Source organism: Curtobacterium sp. MCBD17_040, assembly GCF_003234805.2.
Lineage (GTDB): Bacteria > Actinomycetota > Actinomycetes > Actinomycetales > Microbacteriaceae > Curtobacterium.
On sequence record NZ_CP126273.1, the window covers coordinates 3,241,972 to 3,267,785 of the forward strand.

Below are 25,814 nucleotides of genomic sequence, written 5' to 3' on the forward strand. Positions count from 1 at the left end.
TGTGTCCGGTCCCGGGCCGACGGCCTCAGGTGCGGAGCACGAGCCGATCGCCGTCGTGGAACGCCGCGAACATCGTCGGCGAGTTGTGCGCCACGACGACCCGGCCGTCCGCGTCGACGGACACGAGGCCGCCGCTGGCGTGGCGCGCAGTGAGTTCCTCGTCGATCGTGGCACGGACCGCGTCGGGCAGGCTGGCCCCGCCGTAGCGCATGCGGGCGACGATGTCGTGGGACACGACTCCGCGGATGAACGCCTCACCCTCGCCGGTGCAGGACACCGCGGCCTGGCCGTTCCGCGCGTAGGTGCCGGCGCCGATGACGGGCGAGTCGCCGACGCGGCCGTCCTCCTGTGCCGACATGCCTCCGGTCGAGGTCGCCGCGGCGACCGTGCCCGAGGTGTCCCGGGCGACCGCACCGACCGTGCCGTGCCGCGGTGCGACGAGCCGGTCGGCGAGGATCCGGGCGAGCTGCTGCTGGCGCGCCTCGGTGATGAAGTACTCCTGCGCGGCCGTCTCGAGCCCCCAGCCGGCGACGAGGTCCTCGGAGGGGTCGACGATGAACAGGTGCGCGGACCGCTCCATGACGGCGCGGGCGAGCAGCACCGGATTCCGTGCGTGCCGGGAGGCCGCGACCGCGCCCGCCAGGCCGGTCGCGCCGTCCATGACGGACGCGTCGAGCTGTGCCTCGCCCTCGGCGGTGAGCGCTGCCCCGCGTCCGGCGTTGAACAGGGGATCGTCCTCGAGCTGCTCGACGGCCGCACACACGGCGTCGAGCGCGGGACCACCGGCGACCAGGACCGCCGACCCGGCCGCGTACGCGGCCGCGAGCCCGGCCTCGAACCGCTGCCGGTCCTCGTCGGCGAGTTCCGCGATCCGACCGCCCGCGCCGCCGTGCAGGGCGAGGGACCAGCCGCGCGTCGGCGCGATGTCCCAGATCCGGGTGCCCTGCGGGCGCGCGATGGCCTCCTCGTCGCGACGGCCCGCCTGCTCGGCTGCAGCCCCGGTCATCGGCCGCCCGCCTGCCGGGTGATGTAGTTGACGGCGACGAAGCGCGTGAACACCGACAGCAGGTCGCCGCCGCTGATCGCGATGGTGCGCTCGGACACCCGGTCGACGCCGCCGACCCAGGTGGCGACGTCCGCCATGTCGGACGTCAGCACGTCGAGCTCCAGCGTCGTGTCGGCCGGGAGGTCCGGGGCGCGCATGCCGCCCGCGGTCACCTTCGCGACGGCCGCGGTCGCGGCAGCCCGGATCCGTGCGCACGACACGGCGGGGTGCAGGGCGTCGGCGCTCGCGCGGGTGATCGACGTCTTCGTGACGACGTGCTCGGCGTCGGGAGCGAACGGCTCCGTCTCGGTCCAGGTGACCTCGTCGCCGGTGACGAGCGCGATCGGGACGTCGTGGTGCGCCGCGACGAGGGCGTTGATGCCGCTCTCGCCGACCCAGGCGCCGTTCACCCGGGCCCCGGTGAACACCTCGGGGTTGTACGTGTGGGACAGCGTGGACGGCGCGCCGGAGATGCTGCCGTGGTAGCCGACGAGGAACGCCGCGTCGACCGAGGCATCGAGCCCCTGCACCATGTACATCGGCTTGTGGCGGCCCGTGATCATCCGGACCACCTCGGGCTGCGCGATCGCCCGCGGGTCGAGGTTCGCCATGCGGCTGTGCGAGTCGTTGAGGAGCACCTCGGTGGCGCCGCCGGCGACCGCGCCCTCGATCGCGGCGTTCACCTCGGCCAGCAGGAGGTCGCATCCCAGGGCGTACCCGGGCGCACCGGGACGGCACTGGTCCCAGTCGACGATGCCGGCGACGCCCTCCATGTCGTACGAGATCCAGATCTTCATGCGGGCCTTCCTTCGTGGGGCGCGGTCGGCTGATGGGGCTCGGCCGGGTGGTGCGGTGCGGTGCGGTGCTGGGCGGGGTCGGCCGGGGTGGCGGTCTGGGGGCGGTCGACGGGATCGCCCTCGACGAGCGCGTCGGGGTCGAGCAGGACCTCGGGTTCCGTGAGTGCGGGGTCGTCGAGTTCGATCGCCGGTTCGCGGAGCGGGTCGACGTCGCCGAGCTCGGCCGACCGGATACAGGCGGCGACGTGCGCGGCGGACGTTGCGTCGCCTCCCGGCAGGCCGCCGGCGGACTTCGGACGTGCGCCGATGACGACCGGCACCGGCTCGAGCGCGGGGTCGACGGTGCGGCAGGCGTCGACCGCGTACGGGCAGCGGGGGTGGAACCGGCAGCCGCTCGGGACGTCGAACGGGCTGGGCGGGTCGCCCTGCAGCGCGAGGCGGCTCATGGCGTCCTCGGTGCCCATGCGCGGGATCGAGTCGATGAGCGCCCGCGTGTACGGGTGCCGGGGGTTCCGGAACAGCTCGGCGGTGTCGGCGACCTCGACGATGCGGCCGAGGTACATGACCGCGACGCGCTGGCTCAGGTGCTGCACGACCGCGAGGTTGTGGGCGACGAACAGGATGCTCAGGCCGAGTTCGCGCTGGAGGCGGGCGAACAGTTCGAGGATCGTCGCCTGCACCGACACGTCGAGCGCTGACACCGGCTCGTCGGCGATGAGCACGTCCGGCCGCACGGCGATGGCGCGGGCGATCGCGATGCGCTGCCGCTGGCCGCCCGAGAACTGGCTCGGGTAGGCGTCGAGCGCGTCCTCGTCCAGGCCGACGAGCCCGAGGACCCGGATGCTCTCGGCCCGCACCTCGTTCCGCGGCACGATGCGGTGCAGGAGCAGGAGCTCGCGGAGCATCGAGCCGACGCTCATCCGCGGGTTGAGCGACGAGTACGGGTCCTGGAACACCATCTGGATGCGGCGTGAGGCCTCGCGGTCGCGGTGGACCGGCAGCGGGGCACCGTCGGCGTCGACCCGACCCGTCGTCGCGGTGACGCTGCCGACGAGGATCTTGGCGAGCGTCGACTTGCCCGATCCGGACTCGCCGACGAGCGCGAGGACCTCGCCGCGCCGGAGGTCGAGGTCGATGCCGTCGAGGGCCTTGAGCGCCGGACGCTCGGTGCGTCGGACGCGGTCGACGACGGTCACGGGCAGGGCGTACCGCTTCGTGACGCCCGTGGCGCTGAGGACGGCGCCGGTGTCGGGCGCCGTGGGTGCGATCGTGGTCATGCGGGGACTCCCTCGAACACCTCGTGCGTGCGGATGCAGGCGGCGGTGCGGCCGGGCCCGACGTCCTCCTGCGGCGGCATGGCGGTCGTGCACGCCTCGACGACGAACGGGCAGCGCGGCGCGAACGGGCAGCCGGACGGCCGGGCGGCCAGGTTCGGCGGGAACCCGGGGATCGGCACGAGTGCTCGGTCGGGGTCGTCGAAGTCCGGCGCCGAGTCGAGCAGACCCTTCGTGTACGGGTGCCGCGGGTCGGCGAAGACGGCCTTGACCGGGCCCGTCTCCACCCGGTGGCCGGCGTACATCACCGCGACCCGGCTGCACGTCTGGTTGACGACGGCGAGGTCGTGCGTGACGAACGCGAGCGCGGCACCCGTGGCGTCGCAGAGCTCCTCGAGCAGCTGGAGCACCTGGTGCTGGACCGTCACGTCGAGCGCGGTGGTCGGCTCGTCGCAGAGCACGAGCTTCGGTGAGCACGACAGCGCCATCGCGATCATGACGCGCTGCCGGAGCCCGCCCGACAGCTCGTGCGGGTAGGCCGCGGCGCGGCGCTCGGGATCCGGGATGCCCGTCCGGCGCATCATCTCGACGGCCAGGTCGTGGGCTGCGGCGCGCGAGAGCCCGAGGTACCGACGCGGCCCCTCGGCGATCTGGTCGCCCACGCGGAGCACCGGGTTGAGCGCGGTCATCGGCTCCTGGAACACCATGGCGATCTCGGGGCCCATGAGGCGGCGCCGTTCCTTCGCGCCGAGGCCCGCGAGGTCCCGCCCCCGGTAGCGGATCGCACCCGAGAGGACCGTGACGCCCTTCGGCAGCAGCCCCGCGATCGCCCGGAGCGTCAGGGACTTGCCCGAGCCGGACTCGCCGACGATCCCGAACCGCTCGCCCTCGGCGATGCTGAACCCCAGGTCCTCGACGATCCGGACGTCGGGGCGCCCCCGACGTCGGATACCGATGGTGAGGCCCTCGACCTCGAGCAGCGGTGCGGTCGTCGTGGTGCTCGCGTTCGTCGCCGCGGTCGTGGCCGTCGTCGGCATGTCGTGTCGTCCCTCCATGTCAGCGCCTCCGGTCCGGGCTGAGCAGGTCGCTGATGCCGTCGCCGAGCCAGGACAGGCCGAGGCTCGTGACGACCACGACGAGCCCGGGGATCGTCGTCTGCTGCCACTGGGTCGTGATGAACTCCTGGCCGTCGACGATCATCGAGCCCCACTCGGCGGTCGGCGGTTCGATGCCGAGGCCGAGGTACCCGAGCGTGACGATCGCCATGATGTCCATGACGATGTCGCTCATCGCGTAGATGATCGCCTGCGTCATGACGTTCGGGGCGATGTGCCGGACGAGCAGCCGCACGTGGGACATGCCCCCGAGTCGGGCCGCGACGACGTAGTCCTGCTGCTTGGCCACCAGGACCTCGCCGCGGACGATCTTGGCGTAGGACACCCACGACACGGCGGCGATCGCCAGGTAGATGCTCGCCTCGCCCGCCCCGAGGACGAACACCAGCACGATGACCATGACGTAGAAGGGGAACGCGAAGAACACGTCGACGATGCGCATGAGGATCGTGTCGACGATGCCGCCCACGTACCCGGCGATCGCGCCGACGACGCTGCCGACGACGAACGGGATGAGCACCGCGAGGAACCCGACCCGCAGGTCGACCCGCGCGCCCCAGATGAGGCGGGACAGGACGTCGCGGCCGTACTTGTCGGTCCCGAGCCAGTGCGCCGAACTCGGCGACTCGAGCGCCGCCTCCAGGTGCTGCTTGACGGGGTCGTAGGGCGCGATGACGGGCGCGGCGACCGCCACCACCACGAGCAGCCCGACGATGACGATGCCCGCCATGAGCGAGCCGTTCCGGTACCAGGCCTTGAGCGAGCGTGTCCGGGAGGCGCGGCGCCGGTTCTTGAAGCCGACCAACGTCGCCGTGGGGGTGGTCATGCGGCGTTCCCTCCGGCCAGGTCGACCCGGGGGTCGAGCATCGTGTAGACGACGTCGGTCAGGATCCCGACCACGACGACGAAGATGGCGACGAAGAGCGTGACGCCCTGGATCGTCGGGAAGTCACGGGCGAAGATCGCGTTCACCATGAGCGACCCGAGGCCGGGGAGCGCGAACACCTTCTCGATGACGAGCGACCCGCCGACGAGGTACCCGAGGTTGACGCCGATGATCGACACCGTCGGGATCGCCGCGTTGCGGATCACGTGGTCGCGGAAGAGCGGGACCCCGTACGCGCCCTTCGACTTGGCGGTGCCGACGTACTCCGACTCGAGCACGCCGATCATCGACGATCGGAGGCTCCGGATGATCGTCGGCGACATCGCGATCGCGAGCGTCAGCGCGGGGAGGAACAGGGAGTACAGGTGACCGCCGGCGCCGTTGCCGTAGCCACCCACCGGGAACGCCTTGACGTCGACCGCGAGCAGCAGGATGAGCATGATGCCGACCCAGAACTGCGGCATGCCCTGCCCGAGCAGGGTGACCGCGCGGGCAGCGAGGTCACGGCCGCCGTTGGGCCGCGAGGCCGCCAACGACGCAAGCGGGATGCTGATCGCGAGCGCCATGAGGAGTGCGAGGCCGAGCAGCGAGAGCGTCACGGGCACGGCCTGCATGACGAGCTGCGTGACGGGGAGCTGGTAGGTGAGGCTCGTGCCGAGGTTCCCGTGCAGGATCTGCCCGAGGAACAGGAAGTACTGCTTCCACAGCGGCTGGTCGAGGCCGAGCTGCTGGGTCAGGGCGGCGACGCTCGCCTTCGTCGCGCGCTCGCCGAGGAGCGCGAGTGCGGCGTTCCCGGGCAGGAGGTGCGACAGGAAGAAGACGATGATCGTCACGCCGAACGCGACCGGGATCGCCTGGATGAGGCGTCCGGGGATGAAGCGCAGGCGGTGGAGCATGGGGTGCCTTCCGCAGGGGGCGGGTGTGGATGGGGGCCGGTGGGCCCCGACTGGGAGGGCCGGGTCGAGACGACCCGGCCCTCCCGCCGGTCAGTCCGTCAGGACTGCTTCTTGACGTTCTCGAGCTGGAAGTTCCCGAGGGGCGTCACGTGGAATCCGGACACCTTGTCCGAGATCCCGTAGACGTACGGCGAGTAGTACAGGTACGCGAGGAACGCGTCGTCGCCGGTCTGCTGCTGCAGCTGGGCGTACAGCGCCTTGCGCTTGCTCGACACGACCGACTGCTGGGCCTGGCTGTTGAGCTTGACCACCGCGGCGTTGTCGTAGTTCGTGAACGCCGAGTTCGAGCCACCGTTGGGGTCGACCGCGAACGAGGTCCACTCGTCGGGGTCCGGGATGTCCATCGTCCACGCGGACCACGCCATGTCGAAGTCGCCCGCGAGCCGAGCCTGCTTGTTCGCGGTCGGGTCGAGCTGCTTGATCTTCATGGTGATGCCGATCTTCTTGAGCTCGGACTGCATGATCTGCGCGATCGACGTCTCGTTCGGGTCACCGGAGCGGATGAGCAGCGTCGTCGTGAAGCCACTCGGCTGCGACGACTGCTTGAGTTCGGCCTTGGCCTTCTTCACGTTGTACGTCGGGCCGTGGGCGTTCTTGTCGTAGTACGGCGTCCCCGGGGAGAGCAGCGAGTTCGCGACCGACCCGTGCCCGAACAGGATCGCCTTGACCATGGCCTTGCGGTCGATGGCGTAGGCGATGGCGCGCCGGATGTGCACGTCGTCGAACGGCTTGCGCTTCTCGTTGAAGGCGATGTAGTCGATCTGCGTCGACTTGAACGTCTTGGCGGTCACGCCCGACGCGCTCGCGAGCGAGGACAGGCTCGACCAGTCCGGCGTGTCGTCGATGTCGATCTGACCGCCCTGGAGCTGCAGCTTCCGGGTGTTCGCGTCGGGGACCACCGTGAACACGATCTTGTTCAGGTGCGGCTTGCCCTTCTGCCAGTAGTGCGTGTTCTTGACGAGGGTCAGCGACTGGCCCTTCTTCCACGAGCTCCACTTGTACGGGCCGGTGCCGACCGGGTGCGTGTAGAACTCCGCCTTCGTCTCGCCGCCGTAGTTGTCGGGGACGATCGCGTTGCTGAACAGCGACAGGTCGGCGATGAGCGGGGCCCATGCGTGCTTGAGGTGGATGTCGATGGTCGCGTCGTCGACGGCCGTGACGTTGTCGATCGCGGCGTTGATGTACCCCCAGCCGCTCGAGCCCGTGGCGGTGTCCGCGTCGAGCGAGAACTTGACGTCCTTGGCCGTGACCGGGTCACCGTTCGAGAACTCGACGCCCTTGCGGAGGTGGATCGTGTAGTCGAGCTTGTCCGACGAGATCGAGTAGCTCTTGGCGAGCCACGGGGTGAGCTTCTTGCCGTTCGCGCTGACGTTGAACAGCGGCTCCATGATCTGCTGCTGCACGTGGATGGAGTTGTTGTCGAACGTGGTCGTGTTGTCCATCGAGATGATGTCGGCGGACCGGGCGATCGTCAGCGTGCCGCCCTTCGTGGTGGCTGCGGACGCGGTGGCGCCGCCGGTGCCGACGGCGACGACGACCGCCGCTGCGGCGGCGACGGCGGCGACCGCGACGCGGGTGCGTTGCTTCATGTGCCTCTTCACTTCCCCGACGTCGGACGACGCCGGTCTTCGGACTCGGGAGCGGTGCGGGGAGGACCGGTGCCGTCCGGAGGCGGCGCGATCCGTAGTGATGATTACAGTAAGGGCAGTTCTTTTCCGATTTGTTACGTTTGTAAGACGATGTCCGAGATGACCGCACCGCCGCAACCCGTCCTCGCGCTCCGCCCGTTCACGCCCGCCGACGCCGCCGTCGTCGTGACCTGGTTCACGACCCCGGAGCAGGCCTCCGCGTTCGCCGGGACGGGTGCGCCCTGGCCGTACACCGCGGCCGCGCTCCTCGCCTCGATCGACGATCCGAGTCGCCAGGCATGGACCGTCACCGCCGTCGAGGCCCCCGACGCCGTGCTCGGCCACGTCGAGACCGCGCTCGTCACCCCGACCACGGGGCGCCTGGCACGGATCGCCCTGGCACCCGGGCAGCGCGGCCGGGGCCTGTCGACCCCGATGCTCGAGCTCGCCCTCGACGCGGCCCGGTCGATCGGCATGGAGGAGGTCGCCCTGTTCGTCGTCCCGGGCAACGAACCCGCGCTGCGGGCCTACGCGCGCGTCGGCTTCCGCCCCACCGAGCGCGATCCGGAGCACCCGGAGTACCTGCGCCTGGCCCGCACCCTGGCTTCCTGACCGGTCCCCGCCCCCTCGTTCCGCGCCGGGCATGCTGGGACCATGCCGATCCTCCACAAGGACATGCAGGTGTGCATGTCGCTCGCCGGTCGCCCGAGCAACATCGGGACCCGCTTCCACAACTTCCTCTACGACGAGCTCGGCCTCGACTTCGTGTACAAGGCGTTCACGACCACCGATCTCGAGGGCGCGGTCCGCGGCATCCGCGCGCTCGGCATCCGCGGGTGCTCGGTGTCCATGCCGTACAAGGAGGCGATCATCCCGCTCGTCGACACGCTCGAACCGTCCGCGGCCGCGATCGACTCCGTCAACACCGTCGTCAACGACGACGGCGTGCTGACGGCGTCGAACACCGACTACGAGGCGGTCGCCGCCCTGCTCGCCGACCACGGCGTGGACCCCCGCTCCTCGGTCCTGCTCCGCGGGTCCGGTGGGATGGCGAAGGCGGTCGTCGCGGCGTTCCGCGGCAGGGGGTTCGACGACCTCACCGTCGTGGCACGGAACCGGGACACGGGCACCGCACTGGCGGAGCGGTACGGCTACCGATGGCTCGCCGACGGCGCCGGGGCCGGACACGCCGACGTCCTCGTGAACGTCACGCCGATCGGCATGCACGGCGACGCCGCCGACGAGCTCGCGTTCCCCGAGGAGCGCATCGCCCACGCGCACACGGTCGTCGACGTCGTGGCCTTCCCGGCGGAGACACCACTCGTCGCCGCCGCCCGTGTCGCCGGGAGGCACCTCATCACGGGCGCCGAGGTGATCGCGCTCCAGGCCGCCCGGCAGTTCGAGCGGTACACGGGCGTCGCCGTGACCGCGGACCAGGTGGCGCGCGCGTCGGCCTTCAGCCGCGCGGAGTGACCGCCGGCGGAGGCCCGTCCCAGCGGACGCGGGGCGACGCCACCGCGCGGTGCCGCGCGGAGTCCGCCACGCCCCGGCGCTGATCCGAGTTCACTCCGACTCCTCGATGAGTCCGCCGCGGCGCTCGAAACGGAGTTTCCCGCTGAGGACGTCCTCGGCGATCTCGCGCGTCGGTCGGCGTCGCGCGAAGGCGTGCCCCTGGAGGCGCAGGTAGGCGTCCTCCGCGGTGATGTCGAGCTGCGCCAGCACGACGCCCGTCGCCTGGTGGACCATCCGGCGTGAGGACGGCGCGCGGTCGAGCACCGCCCCGCCGACGCCGATCGACGCGATGGACCGCTGGAGGATCCGCCGGCCCACCGCGGTGGAGAGCAGGCTCGCCTGCTCGACCTGCTCCGGGTCGAGGGGGGTCGGCTCCGGCGCGTACAGGTCCACCGCACCGAGTCGGAGCGGTCCGAACATGACGGGGAACGCGAACAGCGCGCCGACGGCCTCGTGCCGGACTGCTTCGGTGAACGCTGGCCACGACCGCGAGGCGCGGTGTCGGATGTCGTCCTCGAGGACCGGCTGCGCACGCCGGATCGCCTCCCAGCAGGGGCCCTCGTGCAGGTCGAACTGGATCTCGTCGATCCGGGACGCCGTGATGTCCGACGCCGAGATGGTCTCGTTGCCGAACGGGACCCCGAAGGACGAGACGGAGCACCCTCGGACGGGGAGCAGCCGCACGAACGGGACGCTGAGGTCCGCGTCCCGTACACGCCCGGACCGGAGTGCGCTGAGGGTTCGCTCGAACTCGCCACTCATGCGGTCTCCTCCAGCGGGTCGCTCGCCTCGTGGTCGCCGTCGAGGTGCTCGTCGGGAGCCGCGCCGGCCCACGAGGGGAGCTCCGCCGACGGGTAGTCACCCTGCGGGTCGGGAACACGGACCATGGGGTTCACGGAACGTAACGTGATGCCCTCGACGTCGGAGGCCGCTCGGCGGAGCGCACCGCCGAGCACGAACGCGACCAGGTCGTCGACGCCGCCCGAGGGCCGGTAGCCCGGCCATGCGCGCTGACCCTGGTCGAGCTGTTCGTCGATGCTGGCGCGCATCACGTCGGCGTCGTCGATCTCGACCTCGCAGTCGAGCACGAGACGGAAATGGGGTCGGTCCTCACGCGCGACACCGGCCACGTCCACGGGAGCGGTACGACCGTCCATGTCCTCGCCGGACAGGAAGCGGAGCGTCGTGCTCGGCGCGATGCCGTACACCGAGCGGTACGCGGTCGCCATGCGGCCCACGTTGCTGAACCGCCAGCGCCGGGCGACCTCGGCGACGGTCAACCGCTGACCCGGCTCGGCGTTCCGGAGGTCACGGTGCACGCCCTCGAGCCGGACGCTGCGCAGGTACTCCATCGGCGACACGTCGACCTCGCGCTGGAACGCTGCCTGCAGGCCGCGCGGGGTCAGGACCGACGCTGCGGCGATGTCCTGCAGGCGGATGTGCGAGCGCGCGTTCTCGCGGATGAACCGGATCGCTGCACGGACCGGGCGCGACAGCACGACCGAACCGGATCCCGATCCGAGGTCCTCGCTGTTCGACCCCATCGTGCAACCGTATTGCGTGCGTCCGGTGCGGACACTCGGGTTGGCCGCCGCACTCAGGCCCCGGGCTCAGCGCCGGTCCGAAGCGCCCATCGGCCGACCGCCACGAGACCGAGCCGGCGCAGGGTCTCGATGTTCCGGAGGAACAGCATCGGCTGCATCACGAAGCCCGGTACGAGGGTGCCGGGACCCTTGCTCGGGTTCTCGCGGATCGTCACCTTGCACCCGCGGCGGTGCGGTTCGACGGTCAACTCGACCTGGGCCTCCCCGAGCGGCCAACCGCGCGCCTGGATGCGCATGCGGTACGGCGGATCCCACTCGAGCATGGACGTCGTGTCGTCGATGAGGAACGGCCAGGAGCCGAACGAGTGGTGGATCCGGGCACCCTCCGCCGGCCAGCTGCGGTCGAGCGCACGCATCCGGGAGGCCCCCACCACCCAGACCGGGAACAACCAGCCGTCGCGGAACACGTCGAACACGGCCTCCGGCGGGCATTCGAAGACTCGGACGTTGCGGGCCATGGGGACCTCCTTCTCAGGGCCGAGGGGACAGATCGACGTCCTCGGACAGGTGGAACGTGTGCCGCAGGGCGCTCCGTGCGGCGTGCCAGCCAGCCATGCCGTGGACGCCGGGACCGGGAGCGGCGGACTCGGAACACAGGTACACGCCGTCGGCCGGTGTGCGCCAGGGATCGGGCGACAGCGTGGGGCGCCGGACGAGTTGCCCGAAGGTGGCCGCACCCGCGGCGATGTCGCCGCCGACGTAGTTCGGGTTGTACTGCTCCATCTCGACCGCCGTCCGGCTGGAGCTGGCGATGATCGTGTCCCGGAACCCCGGGGCGAAGCGCTCGATCTGCCGGATGATGGCCTCGGTCTCGTCGTGCTGGGAACCCGCCGGCACGTGGGCGTAGGCCCAGAACACGTGCTTGCCCTCGGGCGCGCGACTCGGGTCGACCACCGTCGGTTCCGAGCCGAGCACGTACGGGTGGTCGTGGCGGCGGCCTTGGGACACCGCGCGCTCGGCGGCGGCGATCTCGGCGCGGGTTCCGCCGATGTGGACGGTGCCCGCCTTCCGGAGGCCGGGGTTCGTCCACGGCACGGGGTCGGACAGTGCGAAGTCGACCTTGGCGGCCGCGTTGCCGAACCGGAAGCGCCGCAGCGCTCGCTGGTAGGAGGACGGGAGGCGGGACCCGGCGATCCGACGCATGCCCTGCGCGCTCGTGTCGAACAGCACGGCGCGGGCGTCGGGGAGGTCCTCGATGCGCTGGACCTCGGTGTCGACCTCGATCGTCCCGCCATGCGCGACGAGGTCGGCCGCCAGCGCGTCCACGATCGCCTGGCTCCCCCCGATCGGCACCGGCCACCCCCTGGCGTGCGCGTAGACACCGAGCGACAACGCGGCCGCGGCCGTGGCGAGCGACGGCATCCGCTGGATCGAGTGCGAGGCGACGCCGGTGATCATCGCGGGCGCCACGATGTCCTGGAACCGGCGGTTCCACAGTGCGGTGCCCTGCTCGAGGGCACGCAGCCCGAAGCGCAGGACCGTCACCGGGTGGCGCGGCACGTGCAGCAGCGCGTTCGTCGCGAAGTCAGAGACCTCGTCGGCGTGACGCGCGAGCGGACCCATGAGGTCGCGGTACGCGCGGCCGTCGATCCCGAGTCCATCAGCCGTCCGGTCGATGTCCCGGTACGCGAGCCCGGCACGACCAGCGTCGAGGGGGTGTCCGAACTGGACCTCGGGCAGGCGGAGCTCGATCCGGTCCTCCATGCCGAATCGACGGAAGAACTCGGACTGGAGCGCCATCGGGTGCACGGCCGAGCAGACGTCGTGGAGGAACCCCGGCTCGGTGAGCTCCTTGGTCCGCGCACCCCCGCCGATCGTGTCGTTCCGCTCGTACACGGTGACGGCGAGTCCGGCGCGCGCGAGGGTCACGGCTGCGGCCAGCCCGTTCGGTCCGGCACCGACCACGACCGCATCGACCACGAGCGCTCCCTTCGTCTGGACCCCCACGCTACGGGTCCGGCTCGTCGCGCGCCCACAGCGACGTGACGTCGTGGATGGCGTCCCCCTCCACAGGTCGAACTGCGTCGACTCGACCCGCGTCGACTCGATGTCTGGTCGGCCGGCCCTGCCGGTCGCGGGCGGCACGGGAGCCATCGGTGTAGCGTCCCGGGAGCCGGACGGAACCGTCGGCGTCCCTCGAGGAAGGCAGAGCACCCCATGCGCATCGGCACCGCCATCGCACTGCTCGTGATCGGCGCGATCCTCGCGTTCGCCGTCAACGTGCAGGTCGCCTGGTTCAACCTGAGCATGATCGGTTACATCCTCATGGTGGCCGGCGTGATCCTGCTCGTGATCAGTCTGGTCGTCGGCCTGCGCGGATCGAGCTCGACCTCGACGACCCGCACCGGCTACGACGCCGACGGCAACCGCATCGAGCGCCGGGACGACTACCGCGCCTGACGCCGGGGCTCCGGAAGCGCGGCAGCGGTACGTCCTCGAACCGCGCCGCCGGATCGGCCCGGGCCCGGTCAGTCGGACGCGGGCGGGTGTCCGGGCCGGAGCGCGTCGATGTCCGCCGCCAGCTCCTGCAGGCGGTCCTCGAGCCCGACCTCGTAGTCGTCAGCAGGACCCGCCGCCCATCCGAGCCGCCCGACGACGGTCGAACCGATGTCGTCCCAGGCCCGCTGCCGCGCGCCGATGACGATGGCGTCCACGAAGGACGGATCCTCGCTGCTCGCCTCGAGCCGCTCCGCCAGCTCGGTGTAGGTCGCCTCGCGTGTGCGGAGTTTCAGGTCGTCCCCGCGCTTGTAGTCGTGTTGGTGGCGGGACCGCCCCCGCGCGTTCTGCGCGACCGCTCGGATCTCGCGCATCCGCTCGGCGTCCTCGCGCTGCTCCGCGGCGAACCGACGGAGTTCCTCGCGCGCGGCCTCGGCGACCACGCGGGCGTCGAACGACTCGTGTTGCTGCAGTGCGCTGAGGATGATGCGGTTCGCGACGGCGATGACGATCGCGGACCGGGCGATGAGCATGCCCTCGTCGACCGACCGGCGCAGCTCGTCGGGGTCGACCGGCCGTTCACGCACGTCCTCGTGCTTCGGTCGCTTCCCGAAGACCGCCACCATCGTCCTCCCGCCCCGTCGTGGTCGCCCGCGCGGAGCGACCGTCCTCGACGATACCGAGCCGCGGTCGGGAGGGCGCTCGACCGCGGCTGCTCGTCACTCGTACCGCAGGGCCTCGATGGGATTCTGCCGAGCAGCCCGACGGGCCGGCAACGTGCCCGCGAGGAACGCGATGAGCATCACGACGATGATGATCGTCGCGACCGAGCCGGGCGCGAACTGCAACAGGTGCAGGCCGGGGAGGTCCTTGAGCACCGTGCGGGCCAGGAGGTTCGAGATCCCGGTGCCGAGCAGGATCGCGACCCCCGCGCCGATCGCGCTGCCGAGGAACCCGATGAACACGGCCTCGAGGCTGAACAGCGTGTACACCCGACCGCCACCCATGCCCATGGCCTTCATGAGGCCGATCTCGCGGGTGCGCTCCTGCACGCTCATGAGCAGCGTGTTGATGATCCCGAACCCGGCGGCGATGAGCGCGATCACGGCGAAGGCGTTGAGGACGCCGACGATGCCGTTGATGACCGTCTCGAACTGCCCGAGCTGGTCGGCGATGGTCTGTCCCGTGTAGCCCGCCGCCGACAGGCGGGACTTGACCTTCGCGACATCGGCGCCCGACGCCACCGTCGCCGTGGCGGAGGCGTAGCCCGTCGAGACCGCGGTCGGCTTCGCGGTCTCCTGGGCGGTGCGGAGCGCCTCGGTCAACGCCGCGTTCGCACCCGCACCACCGCCGAAGAGCGACTCGTTCTGCACACCGACGACCGTCGCCCGGACCTGGTGCTCCTGCCCGAGGTAGTCGTCGATGCCGATCGTGACGGTCGTGCCGACCGCGTTGCGCGCGCTCCCCAGGCCGAGGGCCTTGAGGTCGTTCGTCGGGAGCAGGAGCTGACGCTCGGACGACGTCGACGACAGCTGGCGTCCTGCGGCGAGGTCGGCGTGGATCGCGTCCGCGTCGCCGGCGATGCTGACGACGTACTTGCCGTGGTCGCCGTACTCGATCCACTTCGGTGACAGCGCCACGGCCGGCTGCACCGACGCGATGCCCGTGGTCCGCCGGATCGCGCTGATGTCCGTCGGGCTGAGGTACGACACGGACGCCGGGCCGCGCTGCGAGGTCTGTCCCGACTCGGACGGGTCGTACTTGGCCGGCCCGTCGTCCGAGCTCGACGTCGTCGCGGCCTTGGTGACGGTGAGCGAGTCGGTGGTGCCGATCGACGCGACCTGTGTGTCGATGTAGGACGACACCCCCGTGCCGATCGCCGAGGTCAGGGTGATCGTGAACGCGCCGATGAAGATCGCGATCACCGTGAGGGTGGTGCGGAGCTTGGACCGGAACGTGTTCCCGATCGCGGTGCGCAGGAGGTCGACGAGGTTCACGCGGCGGCCTCCGTGGTGTCGACGATCAGACCGTCGCGGACGTTCACGCTGCGATCGCACCGCGCGGCGAGTTCGGGGTCGTGGGTGACGACGACGAGCGTGATCCCCCGTTCCCGCTGCAGTCCGAACAGCATGCCCTCGACGAGCTCGCCGGTCGTGGTGTCGAGGTTGCCCGTGGGCTCGTCCGCGAAGATCACCGCGGGTTCGTTGACCAGCGCGCGGGCGATGACGACCCGCTGCTTCTGCCCGCCCGACAGGTCGTTGGCGTCGTTCCGTGCCTTGTCGGCGAGACCCAGCGCGTCGAGCGCCTCCATCCCGCGGCGGCGGCGATCACGCGACGACACCCCGGCGATCGTCAGCGGCAGCACGACGTTGTCGAGGACGCTCGTCCGGGGTGTCAGGAAGAACTGCTGGAACACGAACCCGAAGGTGTCGTTGCGCGTCCGGTTCACCTGGCGCGCGGACAGGCGCGCCGCGTCCTGACCGTCGAGGAGCACCTGACCGCTCGTCGGCCGGTCGAGCAGGGCGAGCAGGTGCATGAGGGTCGACTTACCGGAGCCGCTCTTGCCGACGATCGCGAGGCTCTCGCCCCGGTCCACCGCGAGCGACACCCCCTTGAGCGCGTCGAAGCGGGCGTCACCGCGGCCGTAGGTGCGGGTGAGGCCGCGGGCCTCGAGCACGGGAGTGGGCATGCCGCAACGCTAGCGGCGCCCTGCCCGGCCCGGGTGCGAACCTGCTGGGTGCGATGTCAACGGCATGTGGACGCGCGCTGTCCTCCCCAGCGTCAGGCCGGGACCGCCTCGCGCGCTGCGGCCCGTGCCACGATCCGATCGGACTCGTGGACGGCGACCCGCTCGGCGGTCAACAGCAAGGAGGCGACATCGGTGGCAGTGCGTGACGGCGCGTCGTTCCAGCTCGTCAGGTCGCGGACGCGGCCCATCCGGACGTCGGGGGCGGGGCACCACATGACGGGGGCGCCCTCCTCGACGGCGAGCGCGTGCCAGACGAGGTCGAGCGCACGTTGGACCGGCTGCGAGTGGACGGCGTGCGGCCCGCCCGCGGCGTACACGACCGCGCCCACGAGGCACGCCCCGACGAGCGGTCGACCGGCGACGTCGAGCGCCGCGGCGCTCGACGCCTTGCGCGTGCGGCCCCGGTCGTCCAGGTACGCGAACCACGCATGCTGGATCCAGCCGTGGTCCACGACGTCACGAGCGTCGGACAACAGGTGCTCGAGCGACGCGAGTTCCGCGAGCTGGGCGGCCACGCGACGGCCCCGGGCGGCCGCACGCCGTTCGTGGTGTCGATCGACCCAACCGAAGAGTCCCGAGCGGCGAGGCGTGGTGGTCTCCCGGACAGGAGAGGCGTCGCTGTCGACGTCGTGCTGGACGCGGAACTCGAGGGTCATGACGGTCCCTCCGGATCGGTGGCACGGAACGGTGTGGGGTCACGGTAGTCCCGTTCTCCTCGGAGGGCGATACCCCCGTTTCCCGCGGTGGTCCGGCACGGCTCCGGGTCGGTCCGGCCCGGGCTCGCGAGGGTCCGGCACGGCGTCAGTCATCGAGCACGGCCTCGAGCGCACGGAGCCCTGCGGCCCGTTGGTCCGAGCCGTCGGGCGAGGCGGCGAGCGCGGTCGCGATCGACATCGCCCACCCGCGGGCGCGCGTCCACGTGTCGTCGTCGGGCGCGAGGGCAGCGCGGAATCGCTGCCGGGCCTCCCGGCCGAACGTGAGCCATGCCGTCGCGAGGTCGGTGGCCGGATCCCCTGCGGTCAGGTCACCGAAGTCCACCACCGCGACGAGCGCATGGTCGTCGACCACGATGTTGAACGGGTGCAGATCGCCGTGGAGCCAGAGCGCCGGCCCCTGCCAGGCGGGGGCGGCGGCGACCTGCGTCCACGAGCGCTCCAGGTCGGCGGTGCGTGGGATGCGTCCCGACCGCAGTCGTCGCGCCACCGCCGTCGTGCGTCCGCTGAGCGGGCCACCGCGCACTGGGTTGTGCGGCGCGTCCTCCGGCGCGGTGACGTGCAGGGCTCGGAGGAACGCGGCGAGCGTCTCCGGTGCGTCGCGGGGGAGGTCCGTCGATGCTCCAGCCGGGCGACCGGCGACCCACCGGGTGACCGTCCACGACCAGGGGAACACCGCGGACGGCCGACCGATGCGCACGGGCTCGGGCACGGCGACGACGTGTCGGACGCGCGCGGCGATGCCGGGGAGCCACCGCTGCTCGTGCTCGACGAGGTGCGCGGCGGCCTCGCGCCGCGGCACCCGGACGAGCAGCTCGTCGCCGAGCCGCAGCACGACGTTGTCCCAACCCTCGGCGAGGGGTCGCAGCGGCAGGCCGGCGAGATCGGGGTGCTGGTCGAGCAGGAGTCGTCGCACCAGTGCCTCGTCCACGTCGATCTCGGCGTCTGGCACGTGCACCGGACGATGCTAGCCGCGCTCCGGTTCCCGGGCATCGGGAGCACCGGCAGCACCGGCAGCACCGGCAGCACCCTGCGGGCACGGTCCCAGCGACCGTCCTGGCACGCCCGCTACGGTGCCCCGGGTGTACGAGGAATGGCGCCGTCCGAAGCAGTGGGCGCGTGCGGGCGGGCTGCTCGTCGTGCCGTACGCCGTCGTCGCATGGTTCACCCTCGCCGTGACGCCCGTCCCGCAGATCGCGTTCGGGCTCGCCGTCGTCGGGATCCTCGGGGTGGTCGCCGCCACGATCCGGGGCTTCCGGACGTACCGACGGGGTGCCGTCGCCCTGGTCGGCGTGCTGCTGCTGCTCGCCGGCCTGGCGCTGTTCGGCCTCGACCCGTTCCCCGCGCAGATCGCGGGTCTGAACGACTGGTGGCCGTCGGCGATCACGCAGCCGCAGACCGTGCTCAGCGGCTACTGGACGCTCGTGGCCCTCGGCGCGGTACTCACGGGCGCGGGCCTGCTCGTGTGGCTGCTCCTCACGGCGCTGCTGGGGACGCCCCGCCCGCGCCGCTGACCCGCGGCCACGCAGAACTGGTCGCCGCCGGACACGCGGGCGTCGCCGCCGCCACCGCCACCGCCACCGCCACGGATGACACCCACGGCACCGACGCCCGTCATCCGCCAGCGGTCAGGAACCGCGAGGGGCGGAAGTCCGCGAGCAACGGATGCGCGGCGTCGTGCACGACCTCCCAGGCCGTGAGTTCACCGAGCACGAGGCCGAGCGTGGCGCCACTGTGGGTGAAGAGCACGTGCAGGCCCGTGATGCCGTCGACGGCACCGGCCACCGGGTCGCCGTCGGCAGGGATCGGCTTGGGGCCCACCCCGACGCCAGCGACGGTGAGCACGGGATGCCCGGCCAGGACGGCGCGCGCCTCGGCCACCAACCCCGCGACGGTCGAGTCCCGCACGTCGTACCGGCCGTCATCGAGCACGCGGACCTCGCGCTCACTCCAGCCGGCGTCGAACACGAGGGAGCCGCCGGGTGCCGGGCGCACCGCGACCCGGGGTGTGTTGAGCACCCCGCGGAGCGGCGTCGCGACGGGTTCGCTCCGGACGAGGAGTGCGATCGGGGTCTGGTCGGGCATGGTGACGCCGAGCGTGGCGAGGTCCCGCGGCACGGAGGGACCGGTCGCGAGCACGACGGCGTCGGCCGGGAGGTGCTCTCCACTCGCCGTGGTGACGCCGGTCACCCGGCCGTCGCGGACGGTCGGGAGGCTCCGTCCGGCTCCGGTGCGCACCGTTCCGCCCGCGGCCACGACCTCGGCGAGCAGGTGGTCGACGAGGAGCGCGAGGTCGACCCACCCCTCGCCGGGGTTGAGGACGGCGCCTTCCGGATGCACGGCCGCCGGATCGACTCCGGGCACGTGCCGGGCGACGTCCTCGCGCGACATCCACACGGAGTCGTAACCGATGCGGAGCTCGTGCTCGTGACGCTCCCGGTACGACTCTCCGGGAGCGGCCCAGGTCAGGCCGCCGTCGAACCGCACGACGTCGTGGCGGTCCAGCCGCTGCTGGACGGTGCGGTAGCGGTCGATCCCGATCGTGCGCAGCCGGTGGTACGCGTCGCTCCGCGCTCCCGCCGAGTTGAGCCAGGACAGGGAGCGACCGGACGCGCCGGACGCGGGACCGGCCTCCGTGACGAGCGTGACGGCGGCGCCGAGGCGGACGAGGTGCGCGGCCGTCGAGGCGCCGAGCACCCCGCCGCCGACCACGACCACGGACGTGGCACGCATCACGGCATCCCGGGGAGCGACGGCGCGCTCACCGCAGCGCCCCTGCAGCGGTCCGGAGGTCGGCGACGAGCTCGTCGAACGCAGCGTGGCGGGCGTCCTCGTCGGGCATGCGGAGCAGGGCCGACGGATGGGTGGTCACGAGGAGGCGCGAGCCGTCGTCGAGTTCCTGGAGGCGTCCGCGCTCGCGTCCGATGGTCACGCTGCGGCCGAGCACGGATCGCGCCGCGGTCGCCCCGAGTGCGACGACGACCTCGGGGCGCACCACGCCGAGTTCGGCCTCGAGCCACGGGTGACACGCGACGACGTGCGCCACCGACGGCTTCTGGTGGATCCGGCGCTTCCCCCGCTGCTCGTGGTGGAAGTGCTTCACCGCGTTCGTGACGTACACGGTGCTCCGGTCGATCCCGGCGCGCTCGACCGCACTCGCGAGCAAGCGCCCGGCCGGCCCGACGAACGGTTCCCCCGCGCGGTCCTCCTGGTCGCCGGGCTGCTCCCCGACCAGCATGATCCGGGCGTCCGCACTCCCTGCGGAGAACACCACCTGTGTGCCCTCCCGATGGAGCTCACATCCGTGGCATGCGGGGGCGGCCGCACGGAGCGCGGTCAGGTCGGGGTGCTCGGGCACCCACTCCTGGGCGCCGGGACGTTCGACGTCGGTCATGGTCCGAGCCTGCACCCGCCGCGCACCGTGTCGGTCAGCCGACGAGCGCGTCGACGGCGGCGGTGAACGTCGCCGACGGGCGCATGACCGCGGCGGCGGCGTCCGGGTCGGGCCGGTAGTACCCGCCGAGGTCCGACGGTCGGCCCTGCACCGCGGCGAGCTCCGCCACGATCACGGACTCCTGGTCGCGGAGGGTCGCGGCGAGGGCGGTGAACGCCTCGGCGAGGGCGGGATCGTCGGTCTGCCGCGCGAGCTCGTCCGCCCAGTACGCCGCGAGGTAGAAGTGGCTGCCCCGGGTGTCGAGCTCGCCCACGACCTGTCCGGGCGATCGGTTCTCCTCGAGGAACCGGCCGGTGGCGCGGTCGAGCGTGTCCGCGAGGACCTGCGCGCGGGGCTCCTGGGCGACGGCTGCGAACTGCTCGAAGGCGACCGCGAGCGCCAGGAACTCGCCGAGGCTGTCCCAGCTCAGGAACCCCTCGGTCAGGAGCTGCTGCAGGAGCTTGGGGGCGGAGCCGCCGGCACCCGTCTCGAACAGGCCACCACCCGCGAGCAGGGGCACGACCGACAGCATCTTGGCGGAGGTGCCGACCTCGAGGATCGGGAACAGGTCCGTCAGGTAGTCGCGGAGCACGTTGCCGGTGACCGAGATCGTGTCCTCGCCGCGGCGGATGCGCTCGAGCGAGAACCGGGTGGCGTCGACCGGGGACATCACCTCGATCCGCAGCCCCTCGGTGTCGTGGTCGGCGAGGTACCGGTGGACGAGGTCGATGAGGACGCGGTCGTGCGCGCGGGTGTCGTCGAGCCAGAAGACCGCCGGGGCGCCGGTCGCTCGCGCGCGGGCGACGGCGAGACCGACCCAGTCACGGATCGCGGCGTCCTTCGTCTGGCAGGCCCGCCAGATGTCCCCGGCCCCGACCGGGTGTTCGAGCAGCGTCGCGCCCGAGCCGTCGAGGACCCGCACGACACCGTCGATCGGGATCCGGAACGTCTTGTCGTGGGACCCGTACTCCTCGGCCGCCATCGCCATGAGCCCGACGTTCGGCACCGACCCCATGATCGCGGGGTCGAGCGCGCCGTTCGTCTTGCAGTCCTCGATGGTCGCCGCGTAGACACCCGCGTAGCTCGAGTCGGGGATCACCGCGAGGGTGTCGTGGGGCTCGCCGTCCGGACCCCACATGTGGCCCGACGCACGGATCATCGCGGGCATCGAGGCGTCGACGATGACGTCGCTCGGCACGTGCAGGTTCGTGACGCCCTTGGCGCTGTCGACCATGGCGAGCGCCGGCCCCGCGGCGAGCGCGGCGTCGAACGCGGCGCGGATCTCCGCGCCGTCCGGCAGCTGCTCGAGCCCGGCGAACAGCGCCGCCAGGCCGTCGTCGGCGCGGAGGCCCGCGGCCGCGAACGCGTCGCCGTACCGGTCGAACACGTCGGCGAAGAACACCCGGACGACCTCGCCGAAGACGATGGGGTCCGAGACCTTCATCATGGTCGCCTTGAGGTGCACGGAGAACAGGACCCCTGCCTCCTGCGCTCGGGCCACCTGGTCGGCGAGGAACGCCCGGAGGTCCGCGACGTGCATGACCGTGGCGTCGACGACCTCGCCTGGGGTGACGCGCACGGCGTCCCGCAGGACCTGCTCGGAGCCGTCGTCCCCGGTGAACACGATGCGGAGGCTGTCGGCCGCGGGCACGACGACGCTCTGCTCGTTCGACCGGAAGTCCCCGCTGGACATCGTCGCGACCTCGGTGGCGGACTCGGGGCTCCAGGCTCCCATGCTGTGCGGGTGGTTGCGGGCGTACTGCTTGACGGACGCGGGTGCCCGGCGGTCGGAGTTCCCCTGGCGCAGCACGGGGTTCACGGCACTGCCCTTGACCTTGTCGTACCGGGCGCGGACGTCGCGCTCCTCGTCGGTCGTCGGTGCGTCCGGGTACTCCGGTAGGTCGTGGCCCTGCTCGCGGAGCTCGCGGATCGCGGCCTTGAGCTGTGGGACGGACGCCGAGATGTTCGGCAGCTTGACGATGTTCGCCTCGGGGCGGTCGGCCAGGGCCCCGAGCTCGGCGAGCGCGTCGGGCACCCGCTGCTCGGCGGTGAGACGCTCCGGGAACTGGGCGAGGATGCGTCCGGCGAGGGAGATGTCGCGGGTCGTGACGTCGATGCCCGCGACCCCGGCGAACGCCTGGACGACGGGCAGCAGCGACGCCGTCGCCATCCGCGGGGACTCGTCGGTCAGCGTGTAGATGATCTGGGCCATGCCGGCGTCGACTCCCTCGTTCGTGCCCGCCCTGTCGCGGTGTCTCGACATCAAGGTACCCCCGGTCCGGCGGCCGGGAGGCACGCCACCGGTCACCGACGTCGGCGACCGGAGCGGTGCCTCCCGGCCGCGGCGTCACCCCTTGATCGCGCCCGACGACAGGCCGGCGACGTAGAACCGCTGCAGCCCGATGTACAGGGCGATGCAGGGGATCATCGCGACGACGGCACCCGCGGCGAGCGAGCCGTAGTCGACCTGTCCGTACGCCCCGGTCTGCAGGTTGAGCAGCGCGACCGGCAGCGTGTACAGCGAGTCCTTGGTCAGGAACGTCAGTGCACCGAGGAACTCGGTCCACGAGACGAGGAACGTGTACAGCGCCGCGGTCGCCGCGCCGGGCATGAGGAGCGGCCGGAGCACCGACAGGATGAGCCGGGTCCGGGAGGCGCCGTCGACGAACGCCGAGTCCTCGAGCTCGGTGGGGATCGCCTCGAACGCGTTGCGCATCACGAACACGCCGAACGGCAGGTTCACCGTGACGTAGAAGAGCACGAGCCCGAACAGCGAGTTCGTGAGCTTCATGGCGTTGAGCTCGAGGTACAGCGGGGTGAGGATCGCCTGGAACGGCACCATCATCGTCAGCAGGATGAGGCCGAACACCCACTTGACGCCGGGGAACCGGAACCGCGCGAAGCCGTAGCCGGCGAGGGTCGCGATCACGGCCGTCAGGACCGACGCCGAGATCGCGACGACGAGCGAGTTCACGAGGCCCTGGAGCAGGTGCGACCCCGGCCCGAGGATCGTCCGGAAGTTCACCATCTCGAGGTGGAAGAAGGTCGACCACGTCGGCGGGGCCGTGATCACCGTCTCCGGTTGGAACGCCCGGAGGATCGCCCACAGCAGGGGGACCCCGAAGACCAGGGCGGACCCGACCCCGGCGATGACGTACAGCGTGCGCTTCACCCGGGTGTCGCGGGGGTGGGCGACGCTCCCCTGGTGGTGTCGACCGCCGCGGCGTCCGGGGACGACGTCCGGGGCGATCTCGGGTGCGAGGGCGAGGCCCGCGGCTCGGCTGGTGCTCGTCGTGCTCATGTCGTCGTCTCCTCAGTCGCGCTCGCGGAGCGCCCAGAACTGGAACGCGGTCACCGCACCCGTCACGACGACGAGCGCGATGGACTCCGCGGTCGCCGCGCCGAGCTGGAGGTTCACGAACCCGCGGTCGTAGATGTAGTTGACGATCGTGGTCGTCGCGGTGCCCGGCCCGCCCTGGGTCAGGATGAAGAACTGGTTGAACGCGAGCAGCGAGCCGATCACCGAGATGATGACGCTGAGCGCGAGCGTGGACCGGATCATCGGCATGGTGATGAGCCGCTCCTGCTGCCACCAGGACGCCCCCTCGAGGGCGGCCGACTCGTACACCTCGTCGGGGATGCCCTGCATGGCCGACATGATGAGCACCATCGTCAGCCCGGACACCGCCCAGACGACGAGCACGCAGATGAGCAACGTGGCGAGCGGCGCGTTGACGAGCCAGGCGGTCGTCCCGTCGGTGACGTGGAGCGCCCTGAGGACCAGGTTGACGGCGCCCGAGTTCGGCTGCGCCTCGAGGACGAGCATGAAGCTCAGGGTGGTCAGGCCCACGACGTACGGCAGGAAGAAGATCGTCCGGAGCACGGTGGACCCCTTGCGCCGCGCCCGGATGAGCACCGCGAGGAAGTACCCGAGCGCCAGGATCGGCACCGTCACGATCGCGGTGTACAGCAGCGTGTAGCCGATCGCGTGGACGAACGCCGGGTCCTGGAACAGGTTGGCGTAGTTCTCGAGCCCGATGAACCGGTAGGCGCCGATGAGCGGCCAGTTCGTCAACGAGATGTAGACCGCGAAGACGAGCGGGACGAGCACGAACACGCCGACGAACAGCATCGCGGGCGTGACGAGCGCGAGCCCGGCGGCCGGTGGATGGGTGAGCGAGTTCCGGGGACGGGGACTCCGTCGCTCCGTCCGCTGCGACACCGGGACCCGTCGGGTCCCTGTCAGTGACGACATCGTTGCACCTCTCTGTGCTGGTGACCGCGGCGCGGTCGGACGACCGCTGTACGGTCCTGGGTCGACCGCTCGGCGGTCACGGATGGTGTCGGCGTGCGGGGTCAGGCCTGGGCCTGGTCGAGGATCCGGTCGTACTCGGGCGCCGCGGCCCGCAGTGCCTGCTGCACCCCGGCGCCGAACACCGCGGTGCGGAACATCGTGAAGAACGGTGCCGAGGGCTGGTTCACGAGCAGGTTGTACGCCAGGGTCTGCGGCGCGTAGCCCTTGTCGAGGTTGTCGAGCGGGCGCGAGGCGAGCGGGAACTTCCGCCGGTACTCGGCGGTCGCCGCGTCCCCCCGGGTGGGGAAGTAGCCGCCGGTGGGCAGGTTCTGCTGCGGCTTGAGCGAGTTGGCGTACTGCATGAACGCCCACCCGCCGTTCGGGTTCGACGCACCGTTCGGGATGCACATGTTGTCACCGCCGTCGAAGAACGCGCGGCCACCGGTCGGCCCGGGGATGAGCGCGGTCGCCATCTTCTTCTGCATGCTCTTCGTCGAGGCGTTCCAGGTGCTGCCGTAGTTCGTCGGCATGATGCCCACGGTCCCCGCGCGGAAGTCCGCACCCCAGGTCGTGCCCGCGTCCGAGAACGCGTTGCGGGACATGAGGCCGTCCTTCCACAGCTGACGGTAGAACTCGAGCGTCTGTTCGAGCCCGTCGTTCCCGGTGATGTGGCCGTGCTGCTTGCCGACCGCGCCGAGCATCATGTCGGTGCCCGTCGCCCAGATGTGCGGCTGGACGACGAAGCCGAGGATGCCGGGGGAGTTCCCGGCGATCGACCACCCGTAGACGTCGTCGCCGAGTGCCCGGATCTTCTTCGCCGCGTCGAGGAGCCCGTCGAAGTCCTTCGTGCTCTCGGTCGGGTCGAGGCCGGCCCGGTCGAACAGCTCGGTGTTGAGGTACAGCATCGAGTTGTCCGCCAGGTACGGCAGGCCGTAGTACCTGCCGCCACGCTCGAGCAGGTGCAGGTGCCCGGTCGACAGCTGGTCGAAGTAGTCGAGCCCCTTGACCGCCGAGGTGAGGTCGGCGAACGCGTCGCGGAAGATGAACAGCATCGAGTTGATGTCGTCCACGTCGACCACGTCCGGCGGCTCGCCACCACGGATGGCGGTGGCGAGCTTCGTGACGTACTGCGCGTCGGGGACCGGCGTCAGGTCGACATGGAGGTCCGGGTGGTCACGGTTGAAGTCGGCGACCGTGGCCGTGAGCCCGGCCTGGGTGGCGGCACGGCACCACACCTGCACGGTGCCGGTCGCCTTGCCACCGAAGCCGGCGTCCGAGGAGCTGATCGCGGGGAGTGATCCGGAGCACCCGGCGAGCGCGAACGCCGCGCCGCCGAGCACCGACCCCGCCAGGAACGTCCTGCGGTCCATGG

26 protein-coding genes are annotated in these 25,814 nt (G+C 71.5%); 4 read left to right on the top strand and 22 right to left on the bottom strand.

The window, feature by feature from the left end; all coding sequences use genetic code 11:
- Positions 1-25 precede the first annotated feature (25 nt).
- The 7 genes from DEI94_RS15265 to DEI94_RS15295 form a co-directional block, all read right to left on the bottom strand.
- Complete coding sequence (locus DEI94_RS15265) at positions 26-1,006, bottom strand: isoaspartyl peptidase/L-asparaginase family protein (protein ID WP_111027855.1); 981 nt, start codon at positions 1,004-1,006, stop codon at positions 26-28.
- Complete coding sequence (locus tag DEI94_RS15270; RefSeq protein WP_111027856.1) at positions 1,003-1,842, bottom strand: M55 family metallopeptidase; 840 nt, start codon at positions 1,840-1,842, stop codon at positions 1,003-1,005. Before DEI94_RS15270 ends, DEI94_RS15265 begins: the two co-directional genes overlap by 4 nt.
- Positions 1,839-3,119 (bottom strand): ABC transporter ATP-binding protein, encoded by a 1,281-nt coding sequence (locus DEI94_RS15275; protein WP_111027857.1) that lies wholly within the window; start codon positions 3,117-3,119, stop codon positions 1,839-1,841. The genes DEI94_RS15270 and DEI94_RS15275 overlap by 4 nt, the downstream gene beginning before the upstream one ends.
- The gene (locus DEI94_RS15280) at positions 3,116-4,171 is read right to left on the bottom strand and encodes an ABC transporter ATP-binding protein (RefSeq protein WP_111014195.1); all 1,056 of its coding nucleotides are present in this window, start codon (positions 4,169-4,171) and stop codon (positions 3,116-3,118) included. Before DEI94_RS15280 ends, DEI94_RS15275 begins: the two co-directional genes overlap by 4 nt.
- Before the next feature lies 1 nt (position 4,172).
- Complete coding sequence (locus DEI94_RS15285) at positions 4,173-5,057, bottom strand: ABC transporter permease (protein ID WP_111011507.1); 885 nt, start codon at positions 5,055-5,057, stop codon at positions 4,173-4,175.
- Complete coding sequence (locus tag DEI94_RS15290; protein ID WP_111027858.1) at positions 5,054-6,013, bottom strand: ABC transporter permease; 960 nt, start codon at positions 6,011-6,013, stop codon at positions 5,054-5,056. Before DEI94_RS15290 ends, DEI94_RS15285 begins: the two co-directional genes overlap by 4 nt.
- A 98-nt stretch (positions 6,014-6,111) precedes the next feature.
- A complete protein-coding gene (locus tag DEI94_RS15295) occupies positions 6,112-7,662 on the bottom strand; it encodes an ABC transporter substrate-binding protein (protein ID WP_111027743.1) in 1,551 nt (516 codons plus the stop codon).
- A gap of 159 nt (positions 7,663-7,821) precedes the next feature.
- Here DEI94_RS15295 and DEI94_RS15300 point away from each other — a divergent pair, with 159 nt between their 5' ends.
- Both DEI94_RS15300 and DEI94_RS15305 read left to right on the top strand, forming a co-directional pair.
- Positions 7,822-8,313 carry a GNAT family N-acetyltransferase gene (locus DEI94_RS15300; RefSeq protein WP_181435236.1) on the top strand — a complete coding sequence of 164 codons (492 nt, stop codon included), beginning with the start codon at positions 7,822-7,824 and terminating at the stop codon, positions 8,311-8,313.
- A gap of 42 nt (positions 8,314-8,355) precedes the next feature.
- Positions 8,356-9,174, top strand: coding sequence for a shikimate 5-dehydrogenase (locus DEI94_RS15305; RefSeq protein ID WP_111027745.1), 819 nt, complete (start codon positions 8,356-8,358; stop codon positions 9,172-9,174).
- 90 nt (positions 9,175-9,264) lie between these two features.
- On the opposite strand, the gene DEI94_RS15310 is transcribed toward DEI94_RS15305, so the two are convergent.
- The 4 genes from DEI94_RS15310 to DEI94_RS15325 are packed head-to-tail and all read right to left on the bottom strand — an operon-like array spanning position 9,265 to position 12,764.
- Complete coding sequence (locus DEI94_RS15310; protein WP_111027746.1) at positions 9,265-9,975, bottom strand: GAF and ANTAR domain-containing protein; 711 nt, start codon at positions 9,973-9,975, stop codon at positions 9,265-9,267.
- Positions 9,972-10,757, bottom strand: a complete 786-nt coding sequence (locus DEI94_RS15315) for a helix-turn-helix transcriptional regulator (RefSeq protein WP_220038820.1) — start codon at positions 10,755-10,757, stop codon at positions 9,972-9,974. The genes DEI94_RS15310 and DEI94_RS15315 overlap by 4 nt, the downstream gene beginning before the upstream one ends.
- Before the next feature lie 53 nt (positions 10,758-10,810).
- Complete coding sequence (locus DEI94_RS15320; protein ID WP_111011501.1) at positions 10,811-11,275, bottom strand: SRPBCC family protein; 465 nt, start codon at positions 11,273-11,275, stop codon at positions 10,811-10,813.
- A 13-nt stretch (positions 11,276-11,288) separates the two neighbouring features.
- Positions 11,289-12,764, bottom strand: a complete 1,476-nt coding sequence (locus DEI94_RS15325) for a phytoene desaturase family protein (protein ID WP_258368776.1) — start codon at positions 12,762-12,764, stop codon at positions 11,289-11,291.
- Between the two features lie 210 nt (positions 12,765-12,974).
- On the opposite strand from DEI94_RS15325, the gene DEI94_RS15330 reads away from it, so the two are divergent.
- Positions 12,975-13,217, top strand: a complete 243-nt coding sequence (locus DEI94_RS15330; RefSeq protein ID WP_111011499.1) for a DUF6458 family protein — start codon at positions 12,975-12,977, stop codon at positions 13,215-13,217.
- 68 nt (positions 13,218-13,285) lie between these two features.
- Here the strand turns inward: DEI94_RS15330 and DEI94_RS15335 are convergent, their stop codons facing one another.
- The 5 genes from DEI94_RS15335 to DEI94_RS15355 all read right to left on the bottom strand — a co-directional run bounded on the left by DEI94_RS15335 (position 13,286) and on the right by DEI94_RS15355 (position 17,673).
- Positions 13,286-13,876 carry a hypothetical protein gene (locus tag DEI94_RS15335; RefSeq protein WP_146249589.1) on the bottom strand — a complete coding sequence of 197 codons (591 nt, stop codon included), beginning with the start codon at positions 13,874-13,876 and terminating at the stop codon, positions 13,286-13,288.
- A gap of 96 nt (positions 13,877-13,972) precedes the next feature.
- Entirely contained in the window at positions 13,973-15,250 is a 1,278-nt protein-coding gene (locus tag DEI94_RS15340) for an ABC transporter permease (RefSeq protein WP_111027748.1), read from the bottom strand.
- On the bottom strand, positions 15,247-15,942 hold the full coding sequence (locus DEI94_RS15345; RefSeq protein ID WP_111011496.1) for an ABC transporter ATP-binding protein: 696 nt from the start codon (positions 15,940-15,942) through the stop codon (positions 15,247-15,249). The genes DEI94_RS15340 and DEI94_RS15345 overlap by 4 nt, the downstream gene beginning before the upstream one ends.
- 92 nt (positions 15,943-16,034) lie before the next feature.
- Positions 16,035-16,658 carry a DUF6197 family protein gene (locus tag DEI94_RS15350; RefSeq protein ID WP_111027749.1) on the bottom strand — a complete coding sequence of 208 codons (624 nt, stop codon included), beginning with the start codon at positions 16,656-16,658 and terminating at the stop codon, positions 16,035-16,037.
- A 145-nt stretch (positions 16,659-16,803) separates the two neighbouring features.
- Positions 16,804-17,673: an aminoglycoside phosphotransferase family protein gene (locus DEI94_RS15355; RefSeq protein ID WP_111011494.1), complete on the bottom strand. Its 870-nt coding sequence runs from the start codon at positions 17,671-17,673 to the stop codon at positions 16,804-16,806.
- A gap of 124 nt (positions 17,674-17,797) precedes the next feature.
- Between DEI94_RS15355 and DEI94_RS15360 the strand changes: the two genes are divergently transcribed.
- Positions 17,798-18,229 carry a hypothetical protein gene (locus DEI94_RS15360; RefSeq protein WP_111027750.1) on the top strand — a complete coding sequence of 144 codons (432 nt, stop codon included), beginning with the start codon at positions 17,798-17,800 and terminating at the stop codon, positions 18,227-18,229.
- A 100-nt stretch (positions 18,230-18,329) separates the two neighbouring features.
- On the opposite strand, the gene DEI94_RS15365 is transcribed toward DEI94_RS15360, so the two are convergent.
- The 6 genes from DEI94_RS15365 to DEI94_RS15390 all read right to left on the bottom strand — a co-directional run bounded on the left by DEI94_RS15365 (position 18,330) and on the right by DEI94_RS15390 (position 25,812).
- The gene (locus tag DEI94_RS15365) at positions 18,330-19,448 is read right to left on the bottom strand and encodes an NAD(P)/FAD-dependent oxidoreductase (RefSeq protein WP_111027751.1); all 1,119 of its coding nucleotides are present in this window, start codon (positions 19,446-19,448) and stop codon (positions 18,330-18,332) included.
- 28 nt (positions 19,449-19,476) lie between these two features.
- The gene (locus DEI94_RS15370) at positions 19,477-20,109 is read right to left on the bottom strand and encodes a UdgX family uracil-DNA binding protein (RefSeq protein ID WP_111027752.1); all 633 of its coding nucleotides are present in this window, start codon (positions 20,107-20,109) and stop codon (positions 19,477-19,479) included.
- Between the two features lie 34 nt (positions 20,110-20,143).
- Entirely contained in the window at positions 20,144-22,360 is a 2,217-nt protein-coding gene (locus tag DEI94_RS15375; RefSeq protein WP_111027753.1) for an NADP-dependent isocitrate dehydrogenase, read from the bottom strand.
- Positions 22,361-22,495: 135 nt separating this feature from the next.
- The gene (locus tag DEI94_RS15380; RefSeq protein ID WP_111027754.1) at positions 22,496-23,449 is read right to left on the bottom strand and encodes a carbohydrate ABC transporter permease; all 954 of its coding nucleotides are present in this window, start codon (positions 23,447-23,449) and stop codon (positions 22,496-22,498) included.
- 12 nt (positions 23,450-23,461) lie between these two features.
- Complete coding sequence (locus tag DEI94_RS15385; protein WP_111011488.1) at positions 23,462-24,403, bottom strand: carbohydrate ABC transporter permease; 942 nt, start codon at positions 24,401-24,403, stop codon at positions 23,462-23,464.
- A gap of 101 nt (positions 24,404-24,504) precedes the next feature.
- A complete protein-coding gene (locus DEI94_RS15390; RefSeq protein WP_111011487.1) occupies positions 24,505-25,812 on the bottom strand; it encodes an ABC transporter substrate-binding protein in 1,308 nt (435 codons plus the stop codon).
- Positions 25,813-25,814 lie beyond the last annotated feature (2 nt).